The sequence below is a fragment of the Streptomyces sp. SP18BB07 genome, assembly GCF_036322545.1.
In the GTDB taxonomy this organism is placed as follows: Bacteria; Actinomycetota; Actinomycetes; order Streptomycetales; family Streptomycetaceae; genus Streptomyces; species Streptomyces deccanensis.
Genome location: NZ_JAQYWT010000303.1, coordinates 19190 through 38486 on the forward strand (window position 1 = coordinate 19190; position 19297 = coordinate 38486).

Genomic DNA, 19297 nt, shown 5'->3' on the forward strand with positions numbered 1-19297 from the left:
TGGGCCGAAGCACTCGGAAGTGCCATGGGTCAGAGCAACGCCTCGGCGGTGATGGGCAGTTCGCGGACACGGCGGCCGGTGGCGTTGAAGACGGCGTTGGCGAGGGCGGCCGCCACCCCGACCTGGACGATCTCTCCGACTCCCTTGACGCCGAGCGGATCGGCCCGCATGTCCTCGCCCTCCACGTAGATCGCCTTGAGGTCGGGGATGTCGGCGTTGACCGGGACCAGGTAGTCGGCCAGATTGGCGTTGACGATCCGGCCGTCGCGGTGGTCGGTGACCGTGTGTTCCAGGAGCGCCTGGCCGATGCCGCCGACCATGCCGCCGAGCGCCTGGCTGTCGGCGAGCTTGGGGTTGATGATGCGGCCGCAGTCGTACACGCCGAGCATCCGCCGCACCCGCACCAGACCCAGCGTCGCGTCCACCGCCACCTCGGTGAAGACCGCGCCATAGGAGTAGTACGAGTGCCGCTCGGGCTCCGGCGGCCCGGCCCACGAGCCGTCGGCTTCGAGGTGGGTGCGGTTGTTGCGGGTCAGCAGCCGCTGATAGGTCTCGCCGCGGGCCGGGGTGCCCCGCACGTGCAGCCGCCCGTTGCGCACGACGATGTCCTCGGCCTTGACGCCGTACAGCGGCGATTCCTCGTCCTGGACGGCCAGTTGGATCGCCTGCCGGCGAATCTTGTTGCAGGCGTCGAGGTTGGCGGAGCCGACGCACATCATGGTCATGGAGCCGCCGTGCGGCGGGGTGGGCGGATACAGGGAGTCGCCGAGCCGGAAGTCGACCGCGCGCATGGCGAGTCCGAGCGCGTCGGCGGCGACCTGGGTCTGGGAGGTGTAGGTGCCCGGACCCATGTCGCTGGCGGCCGCCTCGACCACCGCCGTGCCGTTCGCGTTCAGGCGGGCCCGGACGTGCGCCTCCAGGTTGTTGGGGTCGTACACGGCCGCGGCCATGCCCAGCCCGATCAGCCAGTCGCCGTCACGCGTCGAGCGGGGCTTGGGGTTGCGCCGGTCCCAGCCGAACTCGCGGGCGCCCACGGTGTAGCACTCGCGCAGTCGGCGGGTGGACCAGGGCAGCCCGTTGGACTCGTCCTCGGCCGGCTCGTTGCGCAGGCGCAGCTCGATCGGGTCGATGCGGAGCCGGTGGGCGAGTTCGTCCATGGCCGACTCGATGGCGAAGGACGCGTTCGCGAAGCCCGGACCGCGCATCCAGATCGGGGTGTTCACGTCCAGGGGCACCTTCCGGTACGCCTGCCTGACGTTGGGCGTGCTGTAGAACATCTGGCCCGCGAGCATGATGCCTTCTTCGAACACCTCGTACGACGAGGTCTCCGCGTCCATCTCGTGGACCGTGGCCCTCAGACGGCCCCGCCGGTCACTGCCCAAGCGCAGCCGATACTCGTACAAGGGCCGGAAACCGGTGCCGAAGTACATCTGCCTGCGGGTCAGGACCACCTTGACGGGACGTTCCATCTCGCGGGCGGCCAGCGCGGCGACGACCGTGTGCGGCCAGCAGCGCAGTCCGCTGCCGAAGCCGCCCCCGACGAAGGGGCTGATGACCCGCACGGACTGCAGGGGCACGTCGAACACCGCGGAGAGTTCCATCTGGGTGCCCACCACCCACTGCGTCTTGTCCCACACGGTCAGCTTGCCGCCGTCCCAACGGGCGATGGTGGAGTGCGTCTCCATCGGGTTGTGGTGGTTGCGCGCCATCCGGTACGTCAGGTCCATCCGCACCGGCGCGTCACGCAGAGTTGCATCCGCGTCCCCGCGCGCGTACTTGGTCGGCTCGCCCGGCTCGGCCTCGGCCAGGTCGGTCGAGGGATGTTCGGCGTCATAGCTGACCTTCACCAGGCTCGCGCCGTGCTGTGCGGCCTCCAGGGTGGCGGCGATGACGACGGCGACCGGCTGACCGTGGAAGAGGACCTTGTCGTCCTGGAAAACCCGCAGCCGACGGCCGGGCAGAATTCTCGTACCCGGATCGTCGCGGTACGCGAGCTTCGGCGCGTTGCCGTGGTGGATCACCCGCAACACGCCCGGATGGGCTTCGGTATCCCGGGTGTCGACGCCGGTGATACGGCCGCGGCCGATGCTCGCGTCGACGATAACGGCGTGTACGACTCCGTCGATGTCGTGTTCGGCGGCGTACAGCGCCTTTCCGGTGACCTTCAGCCGCCCGTCCACCCGGGACAGTGGCGCACCCACGGCTGCCTGCGGCTGGGGGCTCACTTGGTACCTCCTACGATGCGAAGCTGGCGTTCGACGGTGCGCTTGAGCAGCTCGACCTTGAAGCGGTTGTGGTCGAGCGGACGGGCCCCGGCCCCGGCATGCCCGGCGGCCTTCGCCCACAGCGCCGATGAGGGGCGTTCACCGATGAGGTGCTGCTCGACCACGGGCAGCTTCCACGGCACCGTCCCCACCCCACCGGCAGCCACCTTCGCCTCCTGGATGACCCCGCCCCGAACATGCAGCGCGACTGCTGCCGAGGTCAGGGCGAACTCGTACGACTGCCGGTCACGCACCTTCAGATAGCCCGACTTGAGCGGGCGCGGGAGGGCGGGGATCTCCACCGCGGTGATCAACTCGCCCTGCCGGATGGCCTGTTCGCGGTGGGGAGTGCTGCCGGGCTTGAGGAGGAAGTCGGCGAAGGGGACTCTGCGTTCGCCGTCCGGGCCGAGCAGGTGGACGGTGGCCTCCAGCGCCGCGAACGCCACGGCCACGTCGGACGGGTGCGTGGCCACGCAGGCTTCGGAGGTGCCGAGGATCGCGTGCGTACGGTTGTATCCGTGCAGCGCGGCACAACCCGAGCCGGGGTCACGTTTGTTGCAGTCGGCGGTCACATCACGGAAGTACGTACACCGGGTGCGCTGCATGATGTTGCCGCCGATGGTCGCCATGTTCCGCAGCTGGGCCGACGCGCTCAGCTCCAGCGACTGGGAAATCACGGGGTACAGCGCACGCACCTTCACGTGGGCGGCGGCTTCCGCCATGCTCACCAACGCCCCGATGCGCAACCCGCCGCGCTCGGTGCTCCTGACTTCGCGCAGCGGCAGGCCGCTGATGTCGACCACGGTCCCGGGACGTTCGACGGTCTCGCGCATCAGGTCGACGAGGGTCGTGCCCCCGGCGATGTAACGCCCGCCTCTGCGACCGGCGTTGAGAGCCTCACGCGTGTCCGCTGCCTTGGTGAAGGAGAAGGGATGCATCGGTCCTCACTTCCGGCCGGCGGTTTGCTCGACCGCGCGCACGATCTTCACGTAACAGCCGCAGCGGCAGATGTTGCCGCTCATCCACTCCCGGATCTCCTCCGGCGAACCGGTGTGACCCTCCTGGATGCAGCCGAAGCCGGACAGGATCTGGCCGGGCGTGCAGTAACCGCACTGGAAGGCATCCTGATCGATGAACGCCTGCTGCAGCGGGTGCAGTTGGTCGCCGTCGGCCAGCCCTTCGATCGTGGTGACCTCCGCCCCCTCCAGTCGGACGGCCAGTGTCAGGCAGGAGTTGACCCGCTGCCCGTCCACCAGCACCGTGCACGCGCCACAAGCGCCCGCGTTGCAGCCCTTCTTGGAGCCGGTGAGATTGAAGTGCTCGCGCAGCAGGTCCAGCAGCGAGGTGCGGTTGTCGACGGTCACCGTGCGCCGGGTGCCGTTGACCGTCAGGGACACACGGCCGGTCGGCGGCGCCTCGGCGGCATCCGCCTCCGCGAGGCCGGCGAGGAATGGTCCTCCGACGACACCGCCGGCGACGACGACTCCGCCGGCCGCGGTGGTGGCCATGAAGGTGCGCCTGCTCGGTGACGTGGCGGAGGTGGTGGGTGAAGACAGGGTGGGCGAAGTAGGAGGCGGAACTGCAGGTTCAGGTGACATGTGTACGCCTTCGCATCGTTGACGAAGTTGACGAATCAGCCGTACGCGCGGGCACGGCCGGTGAGGGGGCCGTCAAGGCCGGGCGGGGGGCAGGGGGCGTCAGTGCCGGCTCGGGATCAGTGGGGCATCGGTTCGGCGTAGTGGCGGAAGCCCTCTCGTGCCTGGTGGAGGGAGAACAGGCGCGTCGCGAGCGCGTCGGGGCTGCTGTGGTTCGGCGTCGGGCCGGATGGCGCCGGGGACGATCAGCTGGGCGGCGTAGATGTTCTCCGGTGCTATGGGCCTGGTGGAGCATGGCCGCGTACGCGCTCTCGGCGGCGAAGGCGATGGAGGTGCCCGCCCGGTCGGGGTGCGGGCGTACCGCGCTGCCGCCGTTGACGAACAGCAGGGTGCCCCGGCCCAGCTCCCGCATCCCCGGCAGAACCGCGTCGACGCTGGTGACCGGGCCCTTGGGGGAGAAGGCCAGCGGGTCGTCCAGGTCGGCGGCGCCGGTGTCGATGACCGGCTTCATGAAGTCCGCGCGGGGCACCGGGCTGTACTGCAGAATCTCGACCGGGCCCAGGCTTGCGGCTGCCGCGTCGAGCGCCGCCGTGAGGGAGGCGGCATCGAGGACGTCGGCTGCGAATCCGCGCGCGGTGATGCCGTCTCGTGCAAGCTCGGCGCACAGCTGGACCAGGTGCTCGCTGCCGCGGGAGACCAGAGCGACGCTGTGGCTCGCGGCGCCGAAACGGCGGGCGGTGGCCAGGCCCAGGCCGGGGCCGGTGCCGATGAGGGCGTACGTGGTCATGATCAGCTCCAGGGAATGGAGGATGCGGGCGGCCCGGCCTTGCACGGGCCGGGCCGCCCGCGAAGAAGGCACCGGTCAGAGGAAGGTCCCGGTCAGACAGCGAGCATGACCTTGCCGACGTACTCATGTCCCATCGGCATGGGAGCGTCAATGCCCTCGACGCCTCGGTAGGGCCACAGGTCCGAGCCGCAGACGCAGGCCGCCGACAGCCGTAATGACCGCATCCGTCGGGGCGGTGATCTCCGGGTCGGCGATCTCCTCCACCCGGACGTCGCCGGGAGCGTGCAGTACAGCAGCGCGCATGAGGTTTGCTCCTAAAGTTCTGGGCCGGCCGCTCAGGCGACCGGATGGTGCTGTGCGATGTGTCTTTGCGATCTGAAGGGCTCGGACGGGGGGCTGTGCGGTGCACGAGGGTGCCGGTCGCTGCGTCACCCGCGCGCCCGAGCGTCCACTCCGGGCGGGTCCCCAATCGGCGTGTGAAGCCGCCGGCCGCCCGCGCCCGTCGATCGAGGTGCGCGTCCCACCAAACCACCCCCGTCGTATGCGAGGGAGGTCGCGTTTATAGGGGGTACAAGCTCAACCCCCCTCGCCCGGGCCCCGAGCCGTAACGTTGAGGCCATGGACCCCCGCACCGACAACCGCGCCGACATCCGTGACTTCCTCGCCCGCCGGCGCGCCCAGCTCACCCCGGAGCAGGTCGGGCTGCCCACCAGCGGCCGGCGCCGGGTGCCGGGGCTGCGCCGCCAGGAGGTCGCGGTCCTCGCGGGCGTGAGCACCGAGTGGTACACGCGGCTGGAGAAAGGCCACATCAGCGGTGTCTCCGAGGATGTCCTCGACGCGGTGGCCCGCACCCTGCAGCTCAGCGAGGACGAACGCACCTACCTGTTCGACCTGGCCAAAGCCGCCCAGCCCAGCCCCGCGGCCCGGCGCCGGCGCAAGGCCGTCGAGATCCCGCCCCGCGTCCAGTGGCTGCTCGACTCCATGACTCTGTCCGCGGCGTTCGTCACCAACGGCCGCCTAGACATGGTGGCCACCAACGCACTCGCCCGCGCTCTGTTGGCCCCCATGTTCCACAGCGCCACAACGGACGAACGCGGTCGCCCGAACTTCGCCAGGTTCTTGTTCCTCGACCGTGGCTCGCACGACTTCATCGACGACTGGGACCACGGCGCCAACATCACCGTCGCACTGTTGCGCGCCGAGGCAGGGAGATTCCCCAACGACAAGGCACTGCGCGAAATCGTCGGCGAACTGTCCACGGTCAGCACCGAGTTCCGCACCCTGTGGGCCGCCCACAACGTGCGTGTCCACCACAGCGGCGTCAAACGCTTCCACCACCCCGACGCAGGCCCCATACAGCTCACCTACCAGCCGCTGGACCTGCCCATGTCCGCCCACGAGGCGCACTCCCTGACCATCTACACCGCCGAGCCCGGCACCCCCGACGAGGACCGCCTCAAGCTCCTCGCCAGCTGGTCGGCGACCCGGCTCCGGACAGCGGAGCCAACCGCGGACCAGGATCTACGGCCCTAGTCCGGTATCCCGAGGCGCGTGGGGACGACGAGACTCCGCCGCCTGCTGCCGGGCGCCGTCGCCTTCACGGCACCTACCGCACGGGGAACCCGAAGGAGTACGCCTGCTCCTTCAGCCAGTACAGGACCTCGGTCAGGGCGGCCATGGTCTGGGAGCGGTCGCCGCCCGCGTCGTGGAAGAGGAGGGTCGGGCCGTTGGAGATCTCGTTCTTGACGGTGGCGACGGTGGTGGTGCCGGGCCGCTCGAAGTCCCTGGTGTCGACGTTCCAGCCGAGCGGGCGCATGCCGTGGGACGCGGCGAGGTGGCGGCTGTAAGGGGTGAAGGCGCCTCCCGGGGGCGGCAGTAGAGCGGGCGGACGCCTCCGGACGCCTCGGTGATCATGCGTTCGGCGTCCAGGATCTGCTGGGACTGGTAGGCCTCGGACTTGCGGTCCATGGTGACGTCGTGCGAGACGGTGTGGTCGCACAGCCGGTGCCAGGCCGCCACCACCGCCTTGACCAGGTCCGGGTGGGCCTGGGCCTGGGTGCCCACCATGCGGAACGTGGCCTTCACGCCGTAGTCCCGCAGCACCTTGAGCACCCGCGGTGTCCAGACGGGGTCCGGCCCGTCGTCGATGGTGATGTTGACGGCGCGGGCACTTCCGTCCGAGGCATGCACGATCTCCGCCGACACCGGCGCCGCCTTCGGGCCCGGGTGAGCGGACGACGTGGCCGAAGGCGCCGAGCCGCCCGCCCGGCCGGGCCCGCCGTCGGTGGGACCAGCCTGTGCGCTCCAGCACCGGAGCAACGAAGCTCTGCCAGGCGCTCATCCGACGGCCGTCGCGGATGGTGGCGTGGTTGCCGGCGCCGATCATCCGCTCGCCGCTGAAGTCGTCGGTCAGCGGGTGCCCCAGGGCGACGGCGGCCTCGACGAACGCGGCGGCGGTGGGGTGCGGCTCGCTGAGTCGACTGACCGGCAGCGGGCCGCCCTTGTCGTGCCATTCGCTCGCGCCGTCCACATGGTCCTCGGAGCGCTTGAACAGCGGCAGCACGCTGTCCCAGTCCCAGCCGGCGCAGCCTGCGTAGGCCCAGGAGGCGTAGTCGCTGCGGTGGCCCCGGATGTAGATCATGCCGTTGAGCGAGCTGCTGCCGCCGAGCACCTTGCTGCGGGGCCAGTACAGGCGCCGGTTGTTGGCGTGCTGCTGGGGCACGGTCATGGCCGCCCAGTCCAGCTCCGACTGGAGCAGCGTCGGCCAGCCCTGCGGGCTGTGCACCCGCTCGTCGTCGTCTGCCGGACCGGCCTCGACAACGTGCACGGAATACCCCTGGTCCAGCAGCCTCCGGGCGATCACGCTGCCGGTCGAACCGGCGCCGACGATCACATAGTCGTGTTCTTTACGGGGCTCTCGCGTCATGGCGTTCCGCTCCTGCAACCTCGTCGTCACTTGGCGAGAACGCCAGGAGCGGGGCAGGCCACAGAGCTTTCCACCGCGTGCACAGGTACTCGCCAAATCGCGCCCTGGACTCCCACGCCCGTTTTCGTCGCTGGATCCGGACGCGGACGGCCCGCCGCGGTGAAAGATGGCTGTCGTCGCAGGTGTGAGCAGCTACCCGATCTCCCTCCTCGGCAACGGCCTACTCGGCCCGCACCGCGTCTCGCTGCCTGCCCGAGCGGCCGTCTTCTCTGCGGTCTTCAGTACGCTGATGGTCCTGGTCGTAGTGCCCAGCCTCAGCCCACTGCTGCGGCGATGGCTTCGTCCCGTACGTCGGAGCAGGACAAACCCCAGAGGGACCGACGACCAGTCTTCACCGCGCCCTTGAGAAAGATGAGCACGATGTCGGACGCACGCAAGATCGGCGTACTCGTCTTCCCCGGCGCCTGCCTCCTTGATCTGGCCGGCCCGCTCGAAGTCTTCGCCGAAGCCAATCAGCGCGGAAGACAGTACGAAGTGCAGACACTCTCGGTCAGCGGCGAAGACGTCACGGCATCGATGGGCTTGAGGATTCCCGTCGATGCTTCCGCTTTCGAGGCGGGGCACTTCGACATGGTGCTGGTCGCCGGGGGCGAGATCTTCCCTGCAAGTCCTGTCACCGCGCCCCTGGTGGAAGCGGCAAGACACCTTTCCGCCCGTACCCACCGGCTGGCTTCGATCTGCACCGGTGCCTTCGTTCTCGGGGCCGCGGGTCTCCTCAACTCGCACACGGCGACAACGCACCCGGATCATGCAGCGGAACTCGCGACACGCCACCCAACGGTCATGGTCCGAACGGACAGCAGCTACGTGAAGTCCGGCACGGTGTACAGCTCCGGCTGTTTCACCGCCGCGATCGACCTGGCTCTGGCCCTGTTCGCCGAAGAGCATGGCACCACGGAGGCACGGGAAGTTGCCCGCTCCCTCATCGTCTTTCAACAGCGGCGGACCCACCGCGCCCCGCACTCCGAGCTCCTCACCGGGATCGTCCCGCGCAACAACGCGCTCCGCGAACTCCTTCAGCACATCAACGAGGATCCGGTCGGTCCCCATACGCTCGCGGATCTCGCGGCCTACGCCCACATGAGTCCCCGGCAGCTCAGCCGCCTGTTCCGCGCCGAGCTCAACACGACACCGCAGAAGTATGTGGAGAGCACCCGGTTCGCCGTGGCGAAGGCACTCATCGAGAGCGGGCACTCCGTGGCCTTCGCCTCGGCCAACGCCGGCTTCGGAACCCCCGAAGCGCTCCGTAGGTCCTTCGTCACACACACGGGGTTCTCACCGTCGGAGTACCTGCGCCAACAGCGCCCACCCCACCGATCCGGCCGCACCTCGCTCGGATAGTGCCGTACCCGCTACCACGAAACAACGCGGTAATAGGCCGGCACCGATACTTCTCCAAATCGTCCTCTGCCACTCCCCCAGGGCCGTCCATCGCCGCGTCACCAGCGGAGCGCTGCTGGAGTTGAGGAATCGCGCTATCCCATCGGAGAAGACATGTCGGACTTCGAAGGTGTCTCACCTGATCATTCAAGACGCCTCGAGGGCTTGGGCGTCGAGCTCAACGCTCTCAACACCATCGCGGAGGAGGAGCGGACCCAGAAGCCGAGTTCGCTGTTCTGGCCATGGTTCGGAGCCAATGTCTCCGTGATCGGGCTGAGTTACGGTTCTTACCTGCTCGCCTTCGGGCTTTCGCTCTGGCAGGCAACGATTATCGGTGTGGTCGGGGTCGTGTTCTCCTTTCTGCTCTGCGGGCTGGTGTCGATCGCGGGCAAGCGAGGATCAGCGCCCACTATGGTGACCAGTCGTGCGGCGTTCGGCGTGCACGGGAATCGCGCTCCGTCTGTCCTTTCCTGGCTGCTGGCCGTCGGATGGGAGACCGTTCTCGCATCCCTGGCCGTGCTGACCACGGCCACCGTCTTCGTCCAGCTCGGATGGGACGGAGGACTCGGTACGAAAATCGCGGCTCTCGCCGTGGTGGTGGCGCTGGTCCTGGCAGGCGGAATCGCCGGCTTCAACGTCATCATGAAGATGCAGAAGTGGATCACGATCGTCACCGGCGTCCTGACCGTTGTCTACATCGCGCTGGTAGCGCACCGCATCGAATTCGGCGTCGTCGCCGATCTACCGGCCGGTTCTCCGCAGGCAGTCATGGGCGGCTGCGTATTCATCATGACCGGCTTCGGCCTGGGATGGGTCATTTCCGCCGCCGACTTCTCACGTTACCTGCCCCGCAGTACCCCAAACTCTCGTGTGGTCCGTTGGACAACGATCGGAGGAGCTCTCGCTCCCACCATCCTGCTCATCTTCGGCATTCTGTTGGCAGGGTCTTCTCCCGAACTCAACAAGGCCATCGGGATCGATCCGGTCGGCGCACTCGCCACACTGCTGCCGACCTGGTTCCTCGTCCCGTTCGCCGTTGTCGCTGTTCTCGGCCTGGTCGGCGGAGCAGTCCTCGGAATCTACTCGTCCGGGCTTGCCCTGCTGAGCGCAGGAATTCCGATTCCTCGGTATGCGGCCGCCGGTCTCGACGGAATCATCATGACCCTGGGCGCGATCTATGTCGCCTTCTTCTCGACCAACTTCATCGGCCCCTTCCAGGGCTTCTTGATCACCCTCGGTGTACCCGTCGCTGCATGGTGCGGCATCTTCCTGGCCGACCTTTCCCTGCGCCGTGACGACTATGCCGAACGCGATCTCTACGATGCACGAGGACGTTACGGAGCCACGCCCATCGCTCCCTTGCTCATCCTCGCGGGCTCGACGGTCGCAGGCTGGGGACTGGTCACGAACACGTCCGCCGGCTGGCTCGACTGGCAGGGATTCCTCCTGGAGCCGTTCGGGCTGGGCGGCAGGGAAGGGGCATGGGCTTACGCAAACCTCGGCGTCCTCGTCGCGATGATCATCGGCTTCGCCGCTACGTTGCTCTTTTCCCGCGGCGCTGTCCGCGTCCAGGAGACCGCGGCCGCCGAGCCGATCGCAAGGAATGCGAGCCCCGTCAAGTGAACGCAACTCCTCTCGCCGCCGAGATCGCAATCGATACCACGCCCCTTTTTTCGTACGACCGCAACATCTTCGGCCAGTTCATCGAGCACTTCCACCGCGAGATCTACGGCGGCATATACGCCCCGGGGTCGCCGCTGGCCGACGACCGGGGGTTCCGGAAGGATGTCCTCGACGCACTCCGTGATCTCCGCACGCCTATTGTGCGTTGGCCAGGCGGTTCCTTTGCTTCCGACTACCACTGGAAGAACGCGATCGGACCGAAGCGAACCACCGTCTTCGATCGCGCATGGCGTGTCCCCGAACCCAACACGTTCGGCACGGACGAATTTCTGGAATGGACTGCCGAGCTCGGCGCCGAGGCGTACATCTGCACTAACGCGGGTACGGGCACCCTCGACGAGATGAGCGACTGGGTCGAGTACTGCAACGCACCCACAGGAACAAGCTGGGCTGATGAACGGGCGCGGAACGGGCGTCAGCAGCCCTACGGAGTCCGCTACTGGAGCGTCGGGAACGAGAACTACGAACAGTGGGAGCTCGGTGCCGAGGACCCTCATGCCTGGGCACGACGAGTGACAGAATCCGCCAAGATCATGCGCCGGGTCGACCCGGATATCTGCTTGATCGCGGCCAGCAACGGCGACCCGCAATGGACTCTGCCCATGCTCCGCAGTGCCGGAAAGTATCTCGACTACATCTCCGTCCACCGCTACTGGGACATGCTCGCCGACGTGAACGAGCCAGCGAACTACATGCGCAGCATGGCTCAGACCCTTGAACCTGAGAGGACGATCGAGAAGCTCGTCGCCCTGCTGGACACTGCCGGCATGCCGCACATCTCGATCGCGTTCGACGAGTGGAACCTTCGCGGCTGGCACCATCCGGATGGCAACGGTCCCGATGCCATCAGCGCCCGCGACCTCAACGACGACAATGCCACCTACACGATGGCCGATGCCATATTCGCGGCTTCTTTCCTGAACGCCTGTATACGGCACGGCGATCGGGTGCGCATGGCCAACTTCGCCCCCGCTGTAAACGCCCGTGGACCGCTCTTCGTGCACGAGTCCGGAATCGTCAAGCGATCCACATACCACATCTTCGCCATGTACGCGTCTCTTCTCGAGACTCACACCCTGCCCACGTCGGCCCAGAGCCGCGGGCTGGCAACTGGCGATACAGAGGTTCCCCTGGTCGACCTCGTCGCCACCGGTAACCCTGAAACGGGTGCGCTCGCCATCGCCCTGCTCAACAAGTCGGACGACAACGAGGCCCAGGTGCAGTTGCGTATCGGCGGCGACCTCGTGAACACGCGTGCCAACCTGGTCATCCTTGGAGCACCTTCACCCGACTCGTACAACGACGTGCAACATCCGGACGTCATACAACCGAGCAGGGTCCAGACCGAGATCGCAGACGGCCTTCTGGCCCTTCCCCCGCACAGCGTGACGGCGGTTCGCCTCGACGGCTTCCACAGGCCGACAGCGGGACTCGAATGGACCGTTGGCACGCATCGGCACGCCAGAAGAGGCTGACCAGAACCTGCCGGACCCGCGAAGCAGGCTGGCGTCATTCCCGGCACAGCCACCCACGACATGCCCACCTCGTCGACGACACGTACGCCACCGTCGGATCACCTCACACACCAAGGTCCTGACGTCACGCCCGTAGCGAGCGTCAGGACCTTGCTCTGACCCGTACCGCGCACCAGCAACTGTCGGCCACTGCCGCGCTCCGGAGGGCCGCCGTACAGTGGCGGAACTTTGTCGAGGGTCGTGAACAGAGCCAGGCAGTCCTTCCCAGAGGGGTTCAACACCCGTGGCAGGAGCAGCGGTCGACCCTGGCCCGGATCAGAGAGCTGCTCGCCCGGAGGTTCCGACCGGACTGCTCGGCGGCGGTGTGGCGGCATTCGCCGGCCCGCCGGGCACTGGAGCGCGACGAGCAGGCGGGCGGACTGTGGAATGAAGGACCTGTGACCGCAGAAGGAATGACTGCGGTCGCGCTGGGCGCGTACATCCTCTTCGAGGACGAAGCCGGGTTCTCGATGACCCCGCCGCGCGCTCGCACCTGAGCTGAACCGGATTTTGTAGCGGCCCTGAAGCCAGGCATGATCGCCTCGGCAGATGGGAGAACACAGGTCCGATGCCCGCATGACGGAAGTATCCCGACGAACTGCGTGAGCGAGCGATCCGCGAGGTTCAGACTTCGGGTCGTCCGGTCGCACACGTCGCCCGGGATCTGGGCATCCACAAGGAAGCCCTGCGGCAATGGGTCCGCCAGGCCCAAGCTGATCACGGCGACCGGCCCGACCTACTCCGCACGGCCGAGAAGGATGAACTCGCCCAACCCCGCAAGGAGAACGCCGAGTTGAGACGGGCGAACGAGATCCTGAAAGCCGCCTCGGTGTTTTTCGCGAAGGAGCTCGACCAGCCCCGCACGAGGCCGACGCGGTGATCAACTATCTCCGCGACGACTTCGGGGTCGGGCCGGTCTGCCGGGAGCTGAACCTTTCGGTCTCGGCATACAACGCCCGCCGCAGGCGGCCGAAGTCCGCCCGGCGCCAGCGCGACGAACAACTGCTGTGGAGGGCGTCATCCGCGGCCGGCGACGCCGGACCACGTTCCCCGAGCCGACCGCCCCGCGCCCGCCAGACCTGGTCAACCGGCTCTTCACCGCGTCACGGCCGAACCAGCTCTGGGTGGCGGACCTGACCTATGTCCGGACCTGGTCCGGCTGGGTCTACGTCGCGTTCGTCCTCGACGTCTACTCGCGGATCATCGTGGGATGGTAGCTCGCGACCCACATGCGCACCGATCTCCCGCTGGACGCCCTGGAGATGGCGCTGTGGCGCCGGGGCATCAAGAAGGGATCCGGCCTGATTCATCACAGTGAGCATCCCCGGGCTCGGTATCCAGCTCGCTGCCCGGATCCTGGCTGAGATCAGGGACGCATACGCCGGCTCCTCGCCCGTCGCCAGGGCCTCCGGCAAAAAGTTGTCCATCACACGGCGGTGGGTGAAGAACGACCGGCTCAATCACGCCGGCTGCCTCTGGGCCTTCGCCTCACTCCGGGCATCCGCCGGAGCCAACGCCCACTACCGGCGACGACGCGAGCTAGGCGACTGGCATGCCGCCGCCCAGCGCGATCTGTTCAACCGCGTGATCGGACAGCTCTACCACTGCCTGCAGCACCGCCAGCTGTTCGACGAACACACCGCGTACCCCACCGAACTCGCAGTCGCAGCTTGACGCGTTGGAATCGTGAGGTGTCTGCCTTCATGCCCGTAGCCACTGGCGATCGCCCGATCGATACTCCCGTTCGACGCACACCCCTCAACATCGGAATGACAACAGCTATTTAGGCTCGTGTATGTGAGGCTGCCGTCGCCGCACGGCTGGATCAGGGGACGAGTCCTGCCTCCTCGATCAGAGACCCGGGGACGTGGTAGCCGTCCTGGTCGCGGATGCGGGCGATGTGCCTTCGCACGTCGTCCGCGGTGGCGAGAGGCTGGTCGGCGGCGACGTGCCAGCCCTCGGTGACCCCGATGAAGGCGCGGGCGTAGCGGCCGCGGGCGATGGAGAAGACCTCGTGGGTGTACGGGTTCTCCTCGCTGGCCAGGTAGGCGACCATCGCGGTGATCATCTCAGGCTCCATGTGGGCCGGAGTAGTGGGAAATGTGGCCATCGTGTCCGGGTTCATGTCCACCCCCATCCGGCTCTGGGCCATCGGCAGAACGGTGTTGACCAGAATGCCGTGCGGGGCGCCTTCGAGGGCCACCACGTTGGCCAGGCCCAGGACGGCTCCTTTGGCCGCGCCGTAGTTGGCCTGCTCAGGGTTGCCGAACACGCCGGAGGCGGAGGAGGTGAACACGATCCGGCCGTACCCCTTGTCGCGCATCACGGCGAAGGCGGGCTGGGTGACATAGAAGGCACCCTTGACGTGTACGGCGAGCAACGCCTCGATCGAATCGGGGGCGATCTCGGTGAAGGGAGCGTTGCGGATGTTGCCCGCGTTGTTGATCAGAATGTCCACGGTGCCGTAGGCGTCGAGCGCGGTCTGCACGATGGCCTTGCCGCCCTCGGGGGTGGCGACCGAGTCGTAGTTCGCGACGGACTGGCCCCCCGCCTCGATGATTTCCTTGACGACATGGTCGGCCATGGCGGTGCCGCCGTCGGTGCCCGCGATCGTGCCGCCGAGGTCGTTGACGACGACCTTGGCGCCGCGCGCGGCGAGGTCGAGGGCGTGGGTGCGGCCCAGACCGCCGCCGGCGCCGGTCACGATGGCGACCCTGCCTTCGAACGAGATTCTGTCCACTGTCAGATCACTTCCTTACTGTCGTTTGTCGCGGGCGGGCAGCTGCGGTCGCTCCGCGCCGATGGCGTGGGACGAGGCGCGGCACCGGGCCGCACTCACGTGTGCGGCCCGGTGCCGGGTCAGGCCGGGCGGACGCCGTCCACGGTGATCCGCAAGGCTGACGGGCCGCGCAGGTCGGCCAGCGGCCGGTAGGGCGGCGGGTCCTGCGACAAGCGGGGGTTGACCAGGCGTCGGGTCAGCTCGCGGACCGCGATCTGGCCCTCCATGCGGCCGAGGCCGGCCCCGAAGCAGAAATGGATTCCGCCACCGAAGCTGAGGTGGCCGGCGTCGGTACGAGTGATGTCGAAGGTGTCCGGGTCGGGGAAGCGGCGCGGGTCCCGGTTTGCTGCGGCGAGGGCGAGGATGACCGAGGAGCCCTTGGGGATGGTGTGGTCGCCGAGGGTGATGTCGTCGACGGCGACACGCGGTCGCAGGTGCACAGAGGGCTCCAGGCGCAAGGTCTCCTCGATGGCGCCGGCAGCGAGGGAGGGGTCGGCCTGGAGCCGGGCCAGCTGCTCGGGGTGTCGCAGCAGCAGGAGCATGCTGCTGCTGATGAGGTTGACGGTAGTCTCGTGGCCGCCGATGAAGAGCATGATGGCGGTGCCGATCAGTTCCGGCAGGCTCATCGGGCTGCCCGGGCCGTCGTCGTGGATCATCCGGGACAACATGTCCTGGCCCGGCTTCTTGCGCAGTCGCTCGATGTGGGCGACGAAATACTCGGCCAGTTCTTGCTGGGCGTGATTCCTGGCCGCGGCGGCCTCAGGGTCATGCGGATCGACCAGGAACTCCGCGCTGGCGGCCCCCTCCTCGCCGAGAGGTCCGAGGGTCTCGGCGTCCGCAGGCGGGATGCCCAGGAGGTGGCAGGCCACGCGGACGGGGATCGGGTAGGAGAACTCGGAAACCAGGTCGAACTCGCTGCGCCCGGTCAGCTGGTCGATGTGGTCGCGGATCAGTTCCTGCACCATCGGCCGCAGGCTCTCGACGAAGCCAGGGCGGACAGGTGGGCCGAAGTGGCGCTGGGTCATGCCGCGCAGTTGGTCGTGCGCGGGATTGTCCCGACCGAGGAACGTCGCAGCGGTACCGCGAACCGGGGCGCCTGCGCCGACCCGGCTGTCCGGGGTGGCGTTGCCGCGGTCGGAGGAGATACGTGGGTCGCGCAGCAGTGCACTGACCTCGTCGTATCCGCTGACGACGCAGGTTCCGTCGTCCTGGACGGAGACCGGTTCCTTGCGCAACTCGGCGTAGAGAGGCCAGGGGTGGGGGCGGCTGTCGGGGTGAAGGACCTGCTTGTACAGGGTGGACGACATGGGGGTGCCACTCGCTTTCGTGTGTGTGGGGGGGGCCGGTGTGCGCGTGTGATCAGCGACCGATCGGCTGAAGGGTGCGGGACGTGTTCTCGTCGCAGGCGACGAACTGGGCCGGGAACGGCGCGCCTTGGCGGACGAGTGATTCGTAGTAGGGCAGGTAGCGCCCGTTGTCGAAGGTGACGGCGGCGACGGTGCGGTCTTCGCGTCCGTACAACACACTGAAGGAGCCATGGCCGAGGGTTCCCTGAACCACCGCGATGCGGTCGGCGATGCCGGGGTGGCCGACGCCTTTGATGTTCACGCCGAACTGGCTGGACCAGAAGGCCGGCAGCTCGGTGTGGGGGATCGGGTCCTGGCCGGGCGGGCGCGTGATGTTGTGGGCGACCGTGCGGGCCTGGGTCACGGCGTTGCCCCAGTGCTCCACCGACAGGCGGCGGTCCGGGAGGAGGGGATGCGGCGCGGCGGCGACATCGCCGGCGACGTACACGTCGGGCAGGGGCTGCCCGTCGTGGCCGAGAGCGTGGCACTGGTCGTCGCAGTGCACCCCGCCGCTGTCCGCCCGTACGGCGGAGCCGTCCAGCCATTCGACGTTGCGCTGGGCGCCGAGCGCAACGACGGCCAGGTCCGCGTCGACGATGTCACCGTCCGACAGCACGATCTGCCGCAGCGCTCCGGTCTCGTCCGCCATGAAGCGCTCGACGAGCGTCCCCAGTCGCAGGTCCACGCCCTTGGTTCGGGCCAGGTCCGCCACCACGCCACCGATCACACTTCCCAGGGGTCCCTGCAACGGCGTGGCCTGTGCCTCGACGAGGGTGACGTCGAGGCCGAGTTCGAGGCAGCCGGAGGCCAGTTCGCCGCCGAGGAAGCCGGCGCCGATGACGGCAACGCGACGGGGCGGATGCGCCAGGCGCCGCTGGAGTTCCTCGGCGTCGTCGCGGGTGCGGACGGTGAGGACACCGTCGATGTCGTCGGCGGCGCCACCGGGGAACGGACGGGCCCGGGTGCCGGTGGCGATGACCAGGGTGTCGTAGCCAACCGTGCCGCCGTCCGCCAGCCGGACCAGGCGCTGGTCCGTATCCAGCCCCGTCGCCGGGACACCCAACCGGAAGCGTGCGTCCAGGGACTGGGTGACCGGCAGTTCGAGGCGATCGGGCGGCAGCTTCTCGCTCACGCACGCCTTGGTCAGCGGAGGACGGTCGTAGGGACGATGGGGCTCATCACCGATGATGGTCAGCTGCCCGGTGAAGCCGGACTCGCGAAGGGTCTCGGCGGTCTTCAGCCCGGCGAGTGAGGCGCCGACGATGACGACATGGTGGCCGTTCTCCCCACTGGTCGCGGTGGGTTCGTCCGCGGTGTCCGTGCCGACGGTGATGGCGCCCACGGGGCAGGCGAGTGCGGCGCGGCGTACCGCGTCCCGCATCTCGTCGGGCGGGTTCGGTACGTAGGTCAGAGCCTCCAGGCCATGCAGGGTGAAGGCGTCGGGGGCGGCGAACACGCACTGTCCGTAACCCTCGCAGCGGTTCAGGTCGACACTTACCTTCACTGGGCACCGCCGCACTGTCGGGACGTGAGCACCGGAAGCAGAACCCGATCCACCAAGGACTCCACGAAGGCCGCATCGACCTGGCCGTCGGCGACCAGGACCTGGTGCAGGATCGCGGCACACGTGAGATCCGCCAGCAGGACGGGATCCGCGTCATCCCCGACCTCGCCGCGTGCCCTGGCCCACCCCAGGACGGTCTCCGCCAGACGGGCGTGGTGCAGGCGGACCAGCTCCTTGGCCATGCCTCCGACACTGCCGTCGTCGGAGGCGGCCACCAGCAGGCCGGAGAGGTACTTGGGTGAATGCTGCGCCTGTGCGCCGCCAGCCGGCGCCAAGTTGTGCAACAGATCGCCCCGCAACGATCCGGTGGCAGTCATTTCAGCGGATTGGTCGACGACTCGGAAAGCAGCGCGGCGCAGCGCCGCGCCCATCAACTCATCCTTGTTCGCCCAGCGGCGATACATCGTTTTCGTGCTGGCCCTGGCTCGCTCACACACAGCGCTCAGGGTCATCCGCTCGTAGCCGACCTCGGCCAGCAGGTCCAGCGCGGCGTCGAGCAGCGCGGCCTCGCGGTGGACGTCCATCGGACGGCCTGCTGATTTGGCTGGGGTCGTGGTCATGGATGGCTCCAAGACATAGGAAACGACATGGGTTCCTTTCCTAATTGCTCAGACGTAAGGCGGACAGAACGTTGGTCTTGCGGCATGAACATCCCCGCCGGAAGTGGTGATCGTGACGACTGTCGAGCCCCTCAGGGGCGCGGGGCGGTATGGATATGTGGCTCCGCCGCGTGCGGGCGACCAGCCTCCATCGGCCCGGGCACTCGCCACACAACAGCCCACCCCGCGGTTTGAGCGGCAGTCACACCTGACGCGTAGGCAACACCACAACCTGCCGTAAATTCACATGCCGAGCCCGACTGGCGACGTAGGCGACGACATCGGCCAGCTCGCCCGGCGCCAACGCTCCTGACACCTCCAACGTAAGAGACCGGCGGTCCGCCGTCAAGAGACCGACGGTCTTTAAGTTAGGCTTAGGGCGTGACATTTCAGCGGGCGCGAAGCGAGGAACAGCGGCAGATCCGCCGCCAGGCGATCCTGGACACGGCGGCGGCGATGCTCGACGAGATGCCGGTGGCCGACGTGAGCCTCAACGAGCTCAGCCGCCGGGTGGGCCTGGCCAAGTCGAACGTCCTGCGATATTTCGAGTCACGCGAGGCGGTGCTGCTCGAACTGCTGGACGTCTTCCTGGAGAGCTGGCTCACCGAGCTGGCGGACGAGCTGGCCGCGGGCATCGAGGCGCACGCGGCGCCTGAGGCGCGGGCGGGCCGGCTGGCGGAGATCCTCAGCCGGTCGCTGGCGGGCCGCGTGGTGCTGTGCGACCTCATCGGCGCCCAGGGCGGCGTCCTCGAGCACAACGTCTCGGTCGAGGTGGTCAAGCGGCACAAGCGGTCCTACCT

At 68.1% G+C, this 19297-nt stretch carries 14 protein-coding genes and 7 pseudogenes; 9 read left to right on the top strand and 12 right to left on the bottom strand.

Going from position 1 to position 19297, the window contains the following annotated elements; genetic code table 11:
* Positions 1-29 precede the first annotated feature (29 nt).
* The 5 genes and pseudogenes from PUR53_RS19435 to PUR53_RS19455 all read right to left on the bottom strand — a co-directional run.
* Positions 30-2225 (bottom strand): xanthine dehydrogenase family protein molybdopterin-binding subunit, encoded by a 2196-nt coding sequence (locus PUR53_RS19435; RefSeq protein ID WP_329909058.1) that lies wholly within the window; start codon positions 2223-2225, stop codon positions 30-32.
* Positions 2222-3202 (bottom strand): FAD binding domain-containing protein, encoded by a 981-nt coding sequence (locus PUR53_RS19440; RefSeq protein WP_329909059.1) that lies wholly within the window; start codon positions 3200-3202, stop codon positions 2222-2224. Before PUR53_RS19440 ends, PUR53_RS19435 begins: the two co-directional genes overlap by 4 nt.
* Positions 3203-3208: 6 nt before the next feature.
* Positions 3209-3862, bottom strand: a complete 654-nt coding sequence (locus tag PUR53_RS19445; protein ID WP_443080327.1) for a (2Fe-2S)-binding protein — start codon at positions 3860-3862, stop codon at positions 3209-3211.
* Positions 3863-3978: 116 nt separating this feature from the next.
* A pseudogene (locus PUR53_RS19450) lies at positions 3979-4646 on the bottom strand (SDR family NAD(P)-dependent oxidoreductase).
* Positions 4647-4753: 107 nt separating this feature from the next.
* A pseudogene (locus PUR53_RS19455) lies at positions 4754-4949 on the bottom strand (alcohol dehydrogenase catalytic domain-containing protein); the annotation flags it as partial.
* Positions 4950-5264: 315 nt separating this feature from the next.
* On the opposite strand from PUR53_RS19455, the gene PUR53_RS19460 reads away from it, so the two are divergent.
* On the top strand, positions 5265-6179 hold the full coding sequence (locus tag PUR53_RS19460) for a helix-turn-helix transcriptional regulator (RefSeq protein WP_329909061.1): 915 nt from the start codon (positions 5265-5267) through the stop codon (positions 6177-6179).
* Between the two features lie 73 nt (positions 6180-6252).
* On the opposite strand, the pseudogene PUR53_RS19465 reads toward PUR53_RS19460, so the two are convergent.
* Both PUR53_RS19465 and PUR53_RS19470 read right to left on the bottom strand, forming a co-directional pair.
* Positions 6253-6965, bottom strand: a pseudogene (locus PUR53_RS19465) (polysaccharide deacetylase family protein).
* 34 nt (positions 6966-6999) lie between these two features.
* A pseudogene (locus PUR53_RS19470) lies at positions 7000-7572 on the bottom strand (GMC family oxidoreductase); the annotation flags it as partial.
* 420 nt (positions 7573-7992) lie between these two features.
* Between PUR53_RS19470 and PUR53_RS19475 the strand changes: the two are divergent.
* The 7 genes and pseudogenes from PUR53_RS19475 to PUR53_RS19500 form a co-directional block, all read left to right on the top strand.
* Positions 7993-8973: a GlxA family transcriptional regulator gene (locus PUR53_RS19475; protein WP_329909062.1), complete on the top strand. Its 981-nt coding sequence runs from the start codon at positions 7993-7995 to the stop codon at positions 8971-8973.
* A 153-nt stretch (positions 8974-9126) separates the two neighbouring features.
* Positions 9127-10635, top strand: a complete 1509-nt coding sequence (locus PUR53_RS19480; protein ID WP_329909063.1) for a purine-cytosine permease family protein — start codon at positions 9127-9129, stop codon at positions 10633-10635.
* Entirely contained in the window at positions 10632-12170 is a 1539-nt protein-coding gene (locus PUR53_RS19485; protein WP_329909064.1) for an alpha-L-arabinofuranosidase C-terminal domain-containing protein, read from the top strand. The genes PUR53_RS19480 and PUR53_RS19485 overlap by 4 nt, the downstream gene beginning before the upstream one ends.
* Before the next feature lie 275 nt (positions 12171-12445).
* Positions 12446-12703, top strand: a pseudogene (locus tag PUR53_RS48225) (IS630 family transposase); the annotation flags it as partial.
* Positions 12704-12822: 119 nt separating this feature from the next.
* A complete protein-coding gene (locus tag PUR53_RS19490; protein ID WP_329909069.1) occupies positions 12823-13089 on the top strand; it encodes a transposase in 267 nt (88 codons plus the stop codon).
* A 127-nt stretch (positions 13090-13216) separates the two neighbouring features.
* Positions 13217-13426 (top strand): DDE-type integrase/transposase/recombinase, encoded by a 210-nt coding sequence (locus PUR53_RS48230; protein ID WP_443080328.1) that lies wholly within the window; start codon positions 13217-13219, stop codon positions 13424-13426.
* 91 nt (positions 13427-13517) lie between these two features.
* Positions 13518-13883, top strand: a pseudogene (locus PUR53_RS19500) (transposase); the annotation flags it as partial.
* A gap of 151 nt (positions 13884-14034) precedes the next feature.
* Here PUR53_RS19500 and PUR53_RS19505 read toward each other — a convergent pair.
* The 5 genes and pseudogenes from PUR53_RS19505 to PUR53_RS19525 form a co-directional block, all read right to left on the bottom strand.
* Positions 14035-14949, bottom strand: coding sequence for an SDR family NAD(P)-dependent oxidoreductase (locus tag PUR53_RS19505; protein WP_329909065.1), 915 nt, complete (start codon positions 14947-14949; stop codon positions 14035-14037).
* Between the two features lie 119 nt (positions 14950-15068).
* On the bottom strand, positions 15069-16295 hold the full coding sequence (locus tag PUR53_RS19510) for a cytochrome P450 (RefSeq protein WP_329909066.1): 1227 nt from the start codon (positions 16293-16295) through the stop codon (positions 15069-15071).
* Positions 16296-16347: 52 nt separating this feature from the next.
* Positions 16348-17853: an FAD-dependent oxidoreductase gene (locus PUR53_RS19515; RefSeq protein ID WP_329909067.1), complete on the bottom strand. Its 1506-nt coding sequence runs from the start codon at positions 17851-17853 to the stop codon at positions 16348-16350.
* A complete protein-coding gene (locus PUR53_RS19520; RefSeq protein ID WP_329895350.1) occupies positions 17835-18458 on the bottom strand; it encodes a TetR/AcrR family transcriptional regulator in 624 nt (207 codons plus the stop codon). The genes PUR53_RS19515 and PUR53_RS19520 overlap by 19 nt, the downstream gene beginning before the upstream one ends.
* Before the next feature lie 241 nt (positions 18459-18699).
* Positions 18700-18807: pseudogene (locus tag PUR53_RS19525) on the bottom strand (short-chain dehydrogenase); the annotation flags it as partial.
* Positions 18808-18878: 71 nt separating this feature from the next.
* Here PUR53_RS19525 and PUR53_RS19530 point away from each other — a divergent pair.
* Positions 18879-19297: TetR family transcriptional regulator (locus PUR53_RS19530; RefSeq protein ID WP_329909068.1), on the top strand; the 419-nt coding region annotated here is incomplete at its 3' end.

Excerpts from the sequence above, each read along its gene's own strand:
- PUR53_RS19475 (WP_329909062.1), top strand. The coding sequence starts at position 7,993 with ATGTCGGACGCACGCAAGATCGGCGTACTCGTCTTCCCCGGCGCCTGC.
- PUR53_RS19440 (WP_329909059.1), bottom strand. The coding sequence starts at position 3,202 with ATGCATCCCTTCTCCTTCACCAAGGCAGCGGACACGCGTGAGGCTCTC.
- PUR53_RS19445 (WP_443080327.1), bottom strand. The coding sequence starts at position 3,862 with ATGTCACCTGAACCTGCAGTTCCGCCTCCTACTTCGCCCACCCTGTCT.
- PUR53_RS19460 (WP_329909061.1), top strand. The coding sequence starts at position 5,265 with ATGGACCCCCGCACCGACAACCGCGCCGACATCCGTGACTTCCTCGCC.
- PUR53_RS19520 (WP_329895350.1), bottom strand. The coding sequence starts at position 18,458 with ATGACCACGACCCCAGCCAAATCAGCAGGCCGTCCGATGGACGTCCAC.
- PUR53_RS19510 (WP_329909066.1), bottom strand. The coding sequence starts at position 16,295 with ATGTCGTCCACCCTGTACAAGCAGGTCCTTCACCCCGACAGCCGCCCC.
- PUR53_RS19480 (WP_329909063.1), top strand. The coding sequence starts at position 9,127 with ATGTCGGACTTCGAAGGTGTCTCACCTGATCATTCAAGACGCCTCGAG.